9 protein-coding genes and 1 pseudogene are annotated in these 13306 nt (G+C 73.0%); 7 read left to right on the forward strand and 3 right to left on the reverse strand.

Annotation, left to right across the window (positions count from 1 at the left end; translation table 11 throughout):
• The first annotated feature begins 29 nt into the window (after positions 1-29).
• From glgC to AC4OXY_RS41395, 4 genes are all read left to right on the forward strand, one after another.
• Positions 30-1250 (forward strand): glucose-1-phosphate adenylyltransferase, encoded by a 1221-nt coding sequence (gene glgC / locus AC4OXY_RS41380; protein WP_356033862.1) that lies wholly within the window; start codon positions 30-32, stop codon positions 1248-1250.
• A gap of 208 nt (positions 1251-1458) precedes the next feature.
• Positions 1459-3780 (forward strand): GH92 family glycosyl hydrolase, encoded by a 2322-nt coding sequence (locus tag AC4OXY_RS41385; RefSeq protein WP_376292809.1) that lies wholly within the window; start codon positions 1459-1461, stop codon positions 3778-3780.
• Positions 3781-3944: 164 nt separating this feature from the next.
• Positions 3945-5276 (forward strand): wax ester/triacylglycerol synthase family O-acyltransferase, encoded by a 1332-nt coding sequence (locus tag AC4OXY_RS41390; protein ID WP_376292811.1) that lies wholly within the window; start codon positions 3945-3947, stop codon positions 5274-5276.
• A gap of 172 nt (positions 5277-5448) precedes the next feature.
• Entirely contained in the window at positions 5449-6951 is a 1503-nt protein-coding gene (locus AC4OXY_RS41395; RefSeq protein WP_356033870.1) for an SDR family NAD(P)-dependent oxidoreductase, read from the forward strand.
• Positions 6952-7004: 53 nt separating this feature from the next.
• Here the strand turns inward: AC4OXY_RS41395 and AC4OXY_RS41400 are convergent, their stop codons facing one another.
• Positions 7005-7805 (reverse strand): SDR family oxidoreductase, encoded by an 801-nt coding sequence (locus AC4OXY_RS41400; RefSeq protein WP_356033873.1) that lies wholly within the window; start codon positions 7803-7805, stop codon positions 7005-7007.
• 55 nt (positions 7806-7860) lie between these two features.
• Positions 7861-8259 carry a hypothetical protein gene (locus tag AC4OXY_RS41405; protein ID WP_362819360.1) on the reverse strand — a complete coding sequence of 133 codons (399 nt, stop codon included), beginning with the start codon at positions 8257-8259 and terminating at the stop codon, positions 7861-7863.
• A gap of 422 nt (positions 8260-8681) precedes the next feature.
• On the opposite strand from AC4OXY_RS41405, the gene AC4OXY_RS41410 reads away from it, so the two are divergent.
• A complete protein-coding gene (locus AC4OXY_RS41410; RefSeq protein ID WP_356033878.1) occupies positions 8682-8855 on the forward strand; it encodes a hypothetical protein in 174 nt (57 codons plus the stop codon).
• Between the two features lie 84 nt (positions 8856-8939).
• Here the strand turns inward: AC4OXY_RS41410 and AC4OXY_RS41415 are convergent, their stop codons facing one another.
• Positions 8940-10286, reverse strand: coding sequence for an amidase (locus tag AC4OXY_RS41415; protein ID WP_491992288.1), 1347 nt, complete (start codon positions 10284-10286; stop codon positions 8940-8942).
• 197 nt (positions 10287-10483) lie between these two features.
• On the opposite strand from AC4OXY_RS41415, the gene AC4OXY_RS41420 reads away from it, so the two are divergent.
• The gene (locus AC4OXY_RS41420; RefSeq protein WP_491992289.1) at positions 10484-12832 is read left to right on the forward strand and encodes an alpha-L-fucosidase; all 2349 of its coding nucleotides are present in this window, start codon (positions 10484-10486) and stop codon (positions 12830-12832) included.
• Between the two features lie 91 nt (positions 12833-12923).
• Positions 12924-13265: pseudogene (locus tag AC4OXY_RS41425) on the forward strand (glycoside hydrolase family 20 zincin-like fold domain-containing protein); the annotation flags it as partial.
• Between the last annotated feature and the right edge of the window lie 41 nt (positions 13266-13306).

Consider the following 13306-nt stretch of genomic DNA (forward strand, 5'->3'; position numbering starts at 1 on the left):
ATGGTTCTACCAGGGTGAGGGGAGCGGCCATGCGTCGTGGAGGGCCTTCCGTACTCGGGATCGTGCTGGCGGGCGGGGAGGGCAAGCGCCTGATGCCGCTCACCACCGACCGCGCCAAACCCGCGGTCACCTTCGGCGGCACCTACCGCCTCGTCGACTTCGTGCTGTCCAACCTCGTCAACGCCGACGTGCTGCGCATCTGCGTGCTGACCCAGTACAAGTCGCACTCGCTGGACCGGCACATCACCACCACCTGGCGGATGTCCAGTCTGCTCGGCAACTACGTCACCCCGGTCCCGGCCCAGCAGCGCCTCGGCCCGCGCTGGTACCTCGGCAGCGCCGACGCGATCCTGCAGTCCCTGAACCTCGTGCACGACGAACAGCCCGAGTACGTCGCGGTGTTCGGCGCCGACCACGTGTACCGGATGGACCCGCGGCAGATGCTCGCGCAGCACGTCGAGGGCGGCGCCGGGGTGACCGTGGCCGGCATCCGGGTGCCCCGCGAGCAGTCCTCGGCCTTCGGCGTCATCACGCCCGGCACGGACGGCCGTACGATCCGCCGCTTCCTGGAGAAGCCTGCCGACCCGCCCGGACTCCCGGACGCCCCGGACACGGTCTTCGCCTCGATGGGCAACTACGTCTTCACCACCAAGGCCCTGGTCGAGGCGCTGCACCGGGACGCCGAGGACGGCCAGTCCGTGCACGACATGGGCGGCTCGATCCTGCCCCAGCTCACCACGCGCGGCGAGGCCCAGCTGTACGACTTCGGCGACAACCACGTGCCCGGCGAGACCACCCGCGACCAGGGCTACTGGCGGGACGTGGGCACCCTGGACGCCTACTACGAGGCGCACATGGACCTCATCGCCGAGCGCCCCGCCTTCAACCTCTACAACCGGCAGTGGCCCGTCTACACCCACTCCGGCCAGCTCTCCCCGGCCCGCTTCAGCGCGGGCGGCATCGCGAGCGAGTCCATCATCAGCGCGGGCTGCCTGATCCGCGGCCAGGTCACGCGGTCCGTGCTGTCCCCGGGCGTGCGGGTCGATCCCGGGGCGGTGGTGCAGGGCTCGGTCCTGCACGACAACGTGCGCGTCGGGCGGGGCGCGGTGGTGCGCGGCGCGGTCCTGGACAAGAACGTGGAGGTCCCGCCCGGCGCGACGATCGGCGTCAACCCGGAGCGGGACGCGGAGCTGTACACGGTGTCGACGGGCGGCGTGATCGCGCTGGGGAAGGGACAGCGGGTGTCCTGAGGTCTCCTCGGACTACGCTGCGCGCCCGCGGATCGCGGACGCCGGACCGCATCACGATGGGGTGGATACGAACTGATGGTCCGTCACCACTCGTGCGTGTGACCCCGGTCGCGACGCGTCGGGCCTGACGCCCGGGGAATGCCCGGGTTTGAGTCGTTCGCCCTTCAGGATGCAGGGAACGACGTCGAACCTGCGGAGGTCATGCGACATGAGAGGGACCCGGCGCACACGGCTGTGCCTGGCCGGTGTGATGGCAGCGTCCACGCTGATCGCCACCCCCGCCGCGGGCGCCGCCGGGCGGACCGACGGCCACCTCACCGACCTGGTGAACCCCTTCATCGGGAGCCAGGACGAGGGCAACACGTTCCCCGGCGCGGCCGTGCCCTTCGGCATGGTGCAGCTCTCCCCGGACACCGGGCACTTCTCCGGCTACGACTACACGCAGGCGCGCATCCGCGGCTTCTCGCTGGTCCATCTCTCGGGCGTCGGCTGCGGTATCGGCGGCGACCTGCCCGTGCTGCCGACCACCGGCGACGTGACGCAGACGGACTACACCGCCTACGCGACCGGCTTCGCGCACCGGGACGAGGCGGCGAGCCCCGGCTACTACCGCGTCGGCCTCGCCTCCGGCATCCGTGCCGAGCTGACCGCGACCGCGCGCACCGGGGTGCAGCGCTACACCTTCCCGGCCACCGACAAGGCCAACGTCCTGCTGAACGCGGCCCAGTCGCTGCACAAGTCGGTCTCCAGCACGGTCGAGATCCTGGACGACCACACCGTGCGCACCGCGATCACCGGCCACGGCTTCTGCCGGGACACCCGCCCCTACACCGTCTACACCGTCACCCGCTTCAGCCGGCCCTTCACCGCCTACGGCACCTGGGACGGCAAGCAGGTCACCCCCGGCTCGCGCACCGGCTCCGGCGGCGCCTACGTCCGCTTCGACACCAGCAAGGACCGTACGGTCGAGGCGACCACGGCCCTGTCGTACGTCGACGCGCGCGGCGCGGCCGGCAACCTCGCCGCGGAGGGCGGCCGGTCCTTCGGCGCCGTGCGCGAGGCGGCCCGCGCGGCCTGGGAGAGGCGGCTCGCCGCGATCCACGTCCAGGGCGGCACGGACACGCTGCGCCGGACGTTCTACTCCTCGCTGTACCGCTCGTTCCTCGCGCCGAACATCGGCAACGACACCGACGGCCGCTACACCGGCTGGGACCGCCGCATCCACCGCGCCGACGGGTTCACGTACTACCAGAACTGGTCGCTGTGGGACACCTACCGCACCCAGGTGCAGCTGCTCGCCCTGCTCGCGCCGCGCGAGGCACGGGACATGGCCCGCTCACTGGTCGCGGTCGACGAGGACGGCGGCTGGCTGCCCAAGTGGGGCTACGGCCCGGTCGAGACGAACGTCATGAGCGGCGACCCGGTCACCCCGTTCCTGACCACGGCGTACCAGGCGGGCCTGCTCAAGGGCTTCGAGCAGCGGGCCTACCGCGCGCTGCGCAAGAACGCCGACGGCGTGCCGCCCGCCGCGTACCCGGGCATCGGCCGGGAGGCCAACGCCGACTACCTCGCGCACGGCTTCGCCCCCTACATCTGGGACCGCCCGCTGGCCAAGATGGGCGACTCCGACTACCACCACGGGGCCTCCGTCACCCTGGAGTACGCGCTCGCCGACGCCATGCTGGCCCAGATGGCCCGCGGTCTCGGCCATGACGCGGACGCGGCCCGGTACGCCGCCCGCGCACAGAACTACCGGAACATCTTCGACCCCTCGACCGGCTTCTTCCGCGCCCGCGACGGCTCCGGCGCCTTCTACGGCTCCGCCGACCCGGCCAAGGGCACCGGTTTCCACGAGGGCACCGCCTGGCAGTACCAGTGGCTCGTCCCGCAGGACGTGCCCGGCATGGTCCGGCTCATCGGCGGCGAGCGCGTCGCCAACGACCGTCTGGACTCCTTCTTCGCCTACGACAAGCTGCTGGCCGACCCGGCGAAGACGGCGCGCGAGGGGTGGGTGCACGGGGGCGCGTACGACTACTACAACGCCACCAAGTACAACCCGATGAACGAGCCCGACCTCATCGCGCCGTACACCTACCTCGCCACCGGCCAGCCCTGGAAGACCACCGATGTGGTGCACGCCGCGCTGACCCTGTTCACCGACGGCCCCACCGGCATCACCGGCAACGACGACCTGGGCACGATGTCCGCCTGGAACGTGCTGTCGTCCATCGGCCTGTTCCCCATCCAGCCCGGCTACGGCACCTGGGGCCTGTCCACCCCCGTCTTCGACCGCGTCGACCTCACGCTGGACCGCCGCTACTGGCCCAGCGGCCGGCTGACGATCACCGCGCCCGGCACCTCGGCGGCCGACCGCTACATCCAGTCCGTCCGCACCGACGGCCGCGCGCACGGGCGGACGTACGTGACGAACGAGGCGCTGCGCGCGATGCGCTCGCTCGCGTTCACGGTCGGCTCGCGCCCGTCTGAGTGGGGTACGTCACCCGAGGCGGCGCAGCCCGTCCTGAGGTGATCCGGCGTAAGCCATGGTCCCGCCCCTGATCGAGGGGCGGGACTTAACCTGTCGTTAACTGAGCGTAGCCTGATCGTACTTGACCGTAATCGGGTGACAGGGATTCACTGCGTTGACGTGCGATGGATCGCACGCCCCCCGTCGTCGATGCGTGAGGCAAGCCCGTGACTTCCGATCTGCTCGCTCCCCTCGACCTGGCGTTCTGGAACATCGAGTCCGACCGGCATCCCATGCACCTCGGCGCGCTCGGCGTCTTCGGTGCCCACTCGCCCACCGCCGGCGCCCACGCGGCCGACCTGCTCGCCGCCCGCGCCGCCGCCGTCCCCGGACTCCGCCTGCGCATCCGCGACGTATGGCAACCGCTCGCCTTCGGCGCCGCCGTCCGCGAGACCGATCCGGACTTCGACCCGCTGAACCACGTACGGCTGCACGCCCCGACCGCCGACTTCCACGCGGTCGCCGGCCGGCTGATGGAACGCCCGCTGGAACGGGGCAGGCCGCCCTGGGAGGCGCACGTCCTGCCCGGCGAGGACGGCATGTCCTTCGCGGTGCTGTTCAAGTTCCACCACGCCCTCGCCGACGGGCTGCGCGCGCTCAAGCTCGCCGCCGGTGTCCTCGACCCGGTGGACCTGCCCGCGCGGGCGCCGCGCGCCATCGAGCCGCCGCGCGGACTGCTGTCGGACGTCCGCCGGCTGCCGGGGCTGCTGCCCGCGCTGGTCCGGGGCGCCCTGTCCGACGCGGGCCGCGCCCTGGACATCGGCGCCTCCCTCGCCCGCTCCACACTCGGCATGCGGCCCTCCTCCGCGCTGACCTCGGCCCCGAGCGGCACGCGCCGCACCGCCGGGGTGGTCCTCGACATCGACGACGTGCACCGGGTGCGCAAGACCGTGGGCGGCACCGTCAACGACGTCCTCATCGCCGTCGTCGCAGGCGCCCTGCGCCGCTGGCTGGAGGAGCGCGGCGAGTCCACCAGGGGCGTGGCGCCCCGCGCCCTCATCCCCGTCTCCCGGCGCCGCCCGCGCACCGCCCACCCACAGGGCAACCGGCTCTCCGGCTATCTGATACCGCTGCCCGTGGGGGAGTCCGACCCCCTCGGCCGCCTCGACACGGTGCGCACGGCGATGGTCCGCCACAAGGACGCGGGGCCCGACCGGGGCGCCGGCGCGGTCGCCCTGCTCGCCGACCACGTCCCGGCCCTCGGCCACCGCCTCGGCGGCCCGCTGGTCGGCCAGGCCGCCCGCCTCTGGTTCGACATCCTGGTCACCAGCGTGCCGATGCCGTCACTGGGCCTGCGCCTCGGCGGCCACGAACTGACCGAGGTCTACCCCCTGGCCCCCCTCGCCCCCGGCCAGTCCCTGGCGGTGGCGATCTCGACGTACCGCGGCCGCGTGCACTACGGCCTGGTCGCCGACGCGGCGTCGGTGCCCGACCTCGACCGCTTCGCACACGCGGTCTCGGCCGAACTGGAGACCCTGCTGACCGCTTGCGCGGTCTGAGGAGCCCCCGCCCGCTCGCCCCCGCAGCAGTCCCCGGTGCGGTGTCTGGTCGTCACTGTCCGTGCCGGGGCGGTCGGGTTTGGCGGGGGGACCGTGTGCTCCGTAAAATTCCTCGTTCGACAGTGGGCGCGAGTCGGCGCGCCGTGCGGGTGATCAGGGAAGCGGCAGCGCGATGACGGTGACAGAGGACGGCTCCATGGCCTCCGCGGCCATGGACGAGGTGGTCTACGGGCCGGGTATCGACCCCGAGCGGCTGGCCGTCTGCCTGAGCGTGCTCCAGGAACTGGACAGCATCGAGGTCGACCACCCCGACGCGATCGCGGTGCGCCGGGCCACCTCGGCCATCTACCGCACGGTCAAGCAGCGCCGCCGCCAGGAGCGCCGCGCCGCCAAGACCGCGCACGACCGCGCCGTCACCGAGGCCACCGCGACCGGCTCCGCCGAGCGCATCGACGACGAGACCGAGGGCCTGCTGCCCTCCTCCAAGGTCGGGGAGGGCAAGATCGCGGGCATACTCCAGCGCCCGCGTTCCTGCTACACCTGCAAGGGCCGCTACGTCGAGGTGGACTACTTCTACCACCAGCTCTGTCCCGACTGCGCCCGCACCAACCGGGCCAAGCGCGAGGCCCGTGCCGACCTCAGCGGCAAGCGTGCCCTGCTCACCGGCGGCCGCGCCAAGATCGGCATGTACATCGCGCTGCGGCTGCTGCGCGACGGCGCCCACACCACCATCACCACGCGCTTCCCCAAGGACGCCATCCGCCGGTTCAAGGCGATGGAGGACTCGGCGGACTGGATCCACCGCCTGGAGGTCGTCGGCATCGACCTGCGCGACCCGGCACAGGCCGTCGCACTGTCCGAGCGGGTCACCGAGGCCGGCCCGCTCGACATCCTGATCAACAACGCGACCCAGACCGTCCGCCGGCTGCCCTCCGCCTACGCGGCCCTTGTCGACGGCGAGAGCGCTCCGCTGCCCGCCGGTGAGCTGCCGGCCCACCGCGTCATCGGCGCCTTCAACTCCGGTGCGGTCGACGGCATCGCCGCGCTGCCGATCGGCACCAGTGGCCTGGACGCGCAGAAGGTCGCCGACCTCGCCCTCGTCGCGGGCAACGCCAGCATCGCCCGGCACGTCGAGGGCACCGCCATCGACGCCGGCGGCCTCGTCCCCGACGTCGTCGACACCAACACCTGGGTGCAGACCATCGACCAGATCTCGCCGGTCGAGCTGCTGGAGACCCAGCTGTGCAACTACACCTCGCCCTTCATCCTGATCAGCGCCCTGCGCCCGGCCATGGCCGACGCCGCGAAGAAGGCGGCCAGCAAGCGCGCCTACGTCGTCAACGTCTCGGCGATGGAGGGCGTCTTCGGCCGCGGCTACAAGGGCGCGGGGCACCCGAACACCAACGCCGCCAAGGCGGCCATGAACATGGTCACGCGGACCAGCGCCCAGGAGATGTTCGACACCGACGGCATCCTCATGACGTCCGTCGACACCGGCTGGATCACCGACGAGCGCCCGCACTACGACAAGCTGCGCCTCGCCGAGGAGGGTTTCCACGCCCCGCTCGACCTGATCGACGGCGCCGCCCGCGTCTACGACCCGATCGTGCGCGGCGAGACGGGCGAGGACCTGTACGGCGTCTTCATGAAGGACTACGCACCCGGCAAGTGGTGACCGCCCCGTGAGACCGCGGCCCGGCCCCTTCGGGGGCCGGGCCCCGGCACCTCCTAGACCTCGGGCACCCCGCGCAGCCGCCGGTGCACCGCGTACGGCGCGGCCGTGGACGCGGCCCGCACCCGCGTCCCGCCGTCCACCAGCAGATCCGCGCCCGTGATCCACTCGGCCGCGTCGGACGCCAGCCACAGCACCGCCCGCGCCACGTCCGCGGGCTCCCCGATCCGCCCGAGCGGCAGCCCCGCGGCCACCTCTCCCTCACCTGGCTCCCACACGAACCGCGCCATCTCGGTGCGCACCAGCCCGGGGGAGACGGAGTTGACCCGCACCCGGGGCGCGAGTTCGCCCGCGAGCTGTCCGGTGAGATGGAGCAGGGCCGCCTTGGTCGTGCCGTACGCCCCCACGTTCGGGCCCACGTGACCGGCGCCCTCGGTGCACACGTTGACGACCGCCCCGCCGTGTGCGCGCATCCACCCCCGCCACGCGCACCGCACCAGCCGCAGCGGTGCCTCGACGTTCACGGCGAACGCCTGCCGCCACGCGTCCGGGTCGGCGTCCATCAGCGGGCCGTACGGCCGATTCGTCGCCGCGTTGTTGACGACGACGTCCAGCCGTCCGAACTCGCGCAGCACCAGCTCCGTCAGCGCCTCCGGGTGCCCGGGGGCGGACACGTCCCCGGCCAGCCCGATCCCGCCCAGCTCGGCGGCCGTGCGCCGCACCCCGGCCGCGTCCCGCGCGGTCACGCACACCAGCGCTCCGGCGGCCGCGAGCCCCTCGGCCACGGCCCGCCCGATGCCGCGCGTCCCGCCGGTGACGACGGCCGCCCTGCCCCTGAGTCCGTACGACGACGTCATCGCCGTACCGTCTCATGACGGGCCGTCAGAGGACAGGGGTGCGGCAGCCGGGCCGTCAGTCGACGGCGCCGAGCCGGGAGTGCCGGGCCGCCACCAGTTCCAGTACGGTGCGCCAGTCCTCCAGGACGCCCGCGTCGAACCCCGCCACCCGGCCCTCCTCGTCCGCGAGGCGCAGTCGCTGGACGTCGTCCTCGGCGGTGGGGCCCGCGTCCCCGCGCACCAGCCGGAACACCCGCTCCCCGAGCAGGGGGCGCACCGCCTCGGCCGCGCTGCGGGCCCGGCCCGCCTCGTCGGCCGGGCACAGCACCGGCCCGATCCCGTGCACCAGCCCCGCCACCTGGAGCTCCTTGTCGGCGGGGCGGCTGCGGCGCAGCAGCGCCGCGGTCCGCAGCGCGTGCTGGTGCCGACCGGCGTACAGCAGATCCATCAGCTCCTCGACGCTGCGCAGCTCCATGCGTCAGTCCTTCCGCGAGACAGCCGTTGCCCGCAGGTCAGCAGATCATGGCGAGCTTGCGCCCCGGCCAACGGCACTTGAACCGTGCAGCGTCGTGAAGTAGCCCATGTGGGTGAACGGCGGTGCGGGGCCCGTGATGCGCGCTGTGGTAAATACCGGCATATTGGGGGGTGTTGGAGAGCTGTACGAAGCACAGCCGTTACACCTTGTTTGCACTCCCTATCGAGCGGGAGCCCGCTCATTTGGTTAATCTGGAAGGGACGGACAGCAGCACTGGGTTCCACCCACACCCACCCGTCCGTACGCACCGACGCCACCGCGTCCGAACTGGCCTTCCATCCAGACCCGAGCGGGCGTCGAGCGCCGGAGCGCAGGCTTTGCGGCAGGCCCCCGAGGGTGACCCGACACATAAGGAGTGCGCGGTGACATCGGAGAAGACGAATCGCGAACAGCGCCCCGAGGAATGCCCGCAGCGCGGGGGCCGGCGCCCCGGAGAACTCGGCAGCCTCGACGTGTGGGCCCGCTCGGCCCCGATCCGCCTCGCGGGCTACGAGGAAGACCTCGCCGAGCCGCACATCCTGCCCAGCGTCGACTGAGCCGGCCGGACCGCTCCCGATCGCCGTACGCAGGGGCGTGGCCGCCGGCGCCGACCCGGCCCACGCACGCCCGTGCGGCCGCGGCTAAAACCCCGCCACCGTCGCCGTCCGGCGCCACGGCCGCCGCCGCTCCAGCTCCTCGGCGAGCCCCAGCAGCACGTCCTCCGAGCCCGGGCGTCCGACGAGCTGGACGGCACAGGGGGCGCCCGAGGGCAGGGCGCCGCACGGGACCGACATCGCGGGCCACCCGGTCAGGTTCCAGGGCGGGGTGAACGGGGTGTACGTGTTCGCGACGATGTTGCGCAGCCAGCCGCGCTCGTGCCACGGGCCCGCCGCGGGGGAGCGCCGGGCGAGGGCCGGGGTGAGCAGCACGTCGTGCGCGGTGAAGAAGGGGGTCATCCGGGCGCGCAGCCGCTCGCGGCCGTCGCCGCCTCGCACGGAGGCGACGAACCGCCGGCCCAGCGCGGCGTGCACCCGGGTCCGCCGGGTCAGCCGCGCCGGATCCAGGCCCTCGGCGTCCACGGCCGTGCCCGCCGTCCAGTGCCGTATCGCGGTCACGCCGAGGGACGGCGGATACGGCGGATCGGCCCGCCGCACCTGGTGCCCGCCCCGCGCCAGCACCCCGGCCGCCTCGCGGACCGCGTTCGTGAACGACCGGTGCACGACCACCCCGGGCAGCGGACTGCGCAGGGACACCGCGACCCGCAGTGACCCCGGCTCCCGGGTCAGGGGCAGGGCGCCGTCCGCGAGGACGTCCAGCATCAGCCGCAGATCCTCGACCGTCGTGGCCAGCGGGCCGTTCTCCGACATGCCGAACCAGTCGCCGTTGCCGATCCCGGCCGGCACCACCCCGTGCCCCGGCTTCAGTGTGACCAGACCGCAGTTCGCCGCGGGGATGCGCAGCGAGCCCATGCCGTCGTTGCCGAGCGCGAGCGGCACCAGCCCGGCGGCCACGGCGGCCGCGCTGCCGCCGGAGGAGCCGCCCGCCGTGCGGGAGAGGTCCCACGGATTGCGGCTGGTGCCGAACACGCCCTCCGTCGTGCCGAAGACACACAGCTCGGGCACGTTCGTCAGACCCACCACCATCGCCCCGGCCGCGCGCAGCCGGGCCACCGTGACGTGATCCTCGGCGGCCGGGGTGTCGTGCGTCGCGGCCGAGCCGTCGCGGTGCGACTCGCCGCGCACCGCCAGGTTGTCCTTCACGGCCAACGGCACGCCCGCGAGGGGCAGTTCGGCCAGATCGGCCCGTGAGCCGACGGCGTCGGCCTCGGCGAGCGCCGCCTCGGCCCGCACCGTGCGAAACGCCCCGATCCGCCCGTCGAGCCGCTCGATGCGTGCGAGGTGCTCCGCCACCACCTCGCGGGGCGTGACCTCCTTCGCGCGTACGGCGGCGGCGATCTCCGCGGCGGTCCGGCCGACCCACTCGGTCACGGGCACTCCCTGGCTACTCGTCGGTATGAATCGAGCGTGCAGGGAGAACTGTGCACGGTCGGGCGGGGCACGTCGAGGGGCTGATCTTTCATCCGATCAATGGCTCAAAATCCGTGCACTGCAGGCCCGTTGACAGTCCCGTGACGCCCGCACAATCATCAGACGTCCGATGAATCGGAACTGTATGGGAGCCGCTCATGAGCACGTATCCCAGACGAACGGTCCTCGCCACCGCCGCGGGAGCGGCGGCCGCGACCGCCCTCCCGCCCGCCGCCGCGGCCACCGCCGTCACCCCCGCGAGCGCCGCCGGACGCCCGGGCCCCTGGGCCGCGGTCCCCGCCCCGGTGCCCGTCCCGCTGGACGCCCGCTACGACAACGACGGCATCGACACCGCCTCCGCGCGCGGCGGCGACTTCGACGGATCCGGCTACACCTTCCCCGGCGAGGAACTCCCGGCCGGCCGCGCCGAGGTCGACGGCGTCCCCTTCCTCTTCCCCGCCCACGCCGCCGGCACCAGGAACAACCTGGTCGCCCTCGGCCAGCGCCTCGACCTCCCCCGGGGCCGCTACCTGTCGGCCTTCTTCCTCACCGCCGCCAGCTACGGCGACGCCTCCGGAACGGCCACCGTGCACTACGCCGACGGTACGACCACCACCGCCGGCCTCGGCGGCGCCGACTGGTACGCGACGGGCGGCCCGCTGTCGGCGCCGTACCGCTACCGGCCGGACGGCGGCAAGGACGAGCACGCTGTCGGCATCGGCGTGTCGGAGGTATGGCTCGATCCCCGCCGGGAGGCAGTCGCGGTCACCCTGCCCGTCACCCACGCCGCCGAGGCGAACCAGACCTCCCTGCACGTCTTCGCCCTCACCCTCCAACCGGTCGCCGACGGGCGGGCGTTGGCCCTGCACGGGCCGCGCTCCACGCCCTCCCTCCTCGAACCCTCCGGCGCGCAGAGCGTCGAGGCGACCGTCGTCAACGCGGGCACCGTCGCCGTCCTCGCCGCCGACGGCGTCTCGGTGGCCGTCGACGTACCCGGCGCACGCACCGTCCAGCCCGCCCGCGTGCGCCGCCTCGACCCCGGCGAACAGGCCCGGGTCCGCATCGGCATCCGCAACCGACCGGGCACGGCGCCGGGCACCCGGCAGGACGGCACGGTCACCGTCACCGGCCGGGGCGCCCAAGTGGCCGCGGGCAAGGCCTCGTTGACGCTCGGCACCGCCGACTACGCCCCCACCGAGGCCTCGCTCGCCGCCCACCAGGCGCCGTACTGGTTCCAGGGCGCCAAGTTCGGCATCTTCATCCACTGGGGCGTCTACTCCGTGCCCGCCTGGTCGCCGGTCGGCAAGGAGTACGCCGAGTGGTACTGGGACCACATGCAGGACCCGGCCGACGCCGTGTACGCCCACCACCGGGACACCTACGGCGAGGACTTCGCCTACGACGACTTCATCCCCCGCTTCACCGCCGAGAAGTTCGACCCGCGCGCCTGGGTGGAGCTCTTCCGTGACGCCGGCGCCCAGTACCACGTGCTGACCTCCAAGCACCACGAGGGCTTCGCCCTGTGGGACACCAGGGTCTCGGACCGCAACGCCGTGAAGATGGGCCCGAAGCGGGACCTGGTCGGGGAGCTCTTCGAGGCGAGCCGCCGCTACGCCCCCGAGCTGCACCGGGGCCTGTACTTCTCGATGCCCGAATGGTTCAACCCCGACAACCCCTGGATGGGCCACGCCCCGCGCAACCCCTACACGCTCGCCCCGGTGCCGTACACCGGATACACCGCGGGCAAGGACTACGTCCACGGCTACCAGGCCCCGCAGCTGCTGGAGCTGATCCACGGGTACGACCCCGAGATCATCTGGTGCGACATCGGCGGCGCCAACGACAGCCTGCACGTCCTCGCCGAGTACTTCAACCACGCCAAGAACCGGGCCCGTCCGGTCGACGTGACCGTCAACAACCGCTCGGGCATCGCCTTCCACGACTTCACGACCCCCGAGTACACGACGTACGCCGACACCGTCGTCGCCAAGTGGGAGGCCAGCCGGGGATTGGACCCCTTCAGCTACGGCTACAACGGGGCCACGCCCGACTCCGCGTACATGACCGCCGAGGAGGTCGTGCACACCCTGGTCGACATCGTCTCCAAGAACGGCAACTTCCTCCTCGACATCGGTCCGCGCGCGGACGGCACCATCCCCGAGATCATGCAGACCCGGCTGCGCGAGACCGGACAGTGGCTGAAGGTGAACGGGGAGGCGGTGTACGACACCACGTACTGGTCGCGCACGGCCCAGCTCGGCGACGACCTGCGCTTCACGGTCCGCCCGGACGAGGCCTTCTACATCCACTCCCTCGCCGAGCCCGGCGCCAGGCTGACCGTCGAGGCACCGGTGCCCGTCCGGCCCGGCGACAAGGTGACGATGCTCGGTCACGACCGGCCCCTGACCTGGACCGTCACCGGCGGGTCGCTGGTGGTCGACGTGCCGGAGGCGGCCCGGAGGGCGGGGCGGTACGCGTGGGTGTTCAAGGTGGAGTGGCATGGCTGAGGCCCGGCAAAGGCCGCACCGGCCGCTGCTCGTGATCGCCTCCGCGCCGGTACCGGCGCTCGCCCGGGACGCGTGACCCGTTCCGGTCACCGTGCCGTCGCTCGCCGACTGGACCGCGCAGAGCGGCACGTACGTCCAAGGCCGCGCCACCCGGCTGGTGGCCGGCAGCCGCGCCGAACGCCGGGTGGCCGACACCCTCGCCGCGGACCTGCGCGCCGCGGGCCACGGCACGGTGCCCGTCGTGACCGGCGGGGCCAGGACCGGCGGCATCGTGATCGGCATCGAGCCGGGGAGGACCTCGTTCGGCGCCGAGGGGTACGAACTCCGCGCGGGCGCACGGCTGTCGGTCACCGGTGCCACCGGGACCGGCGCCTTCCACGGCACCCGCACCCTGCTCCAACTGCTCGCCCAGGGCGACCGGATCCCCGCGGGGTCCACGGTCGACGTCCCGCGCTACCGGAAACGCGGCGTCGG

The sequence above is a fragment of the Streptomyces sp. HUAS MG56 genome, assembly GCF_058673395.1.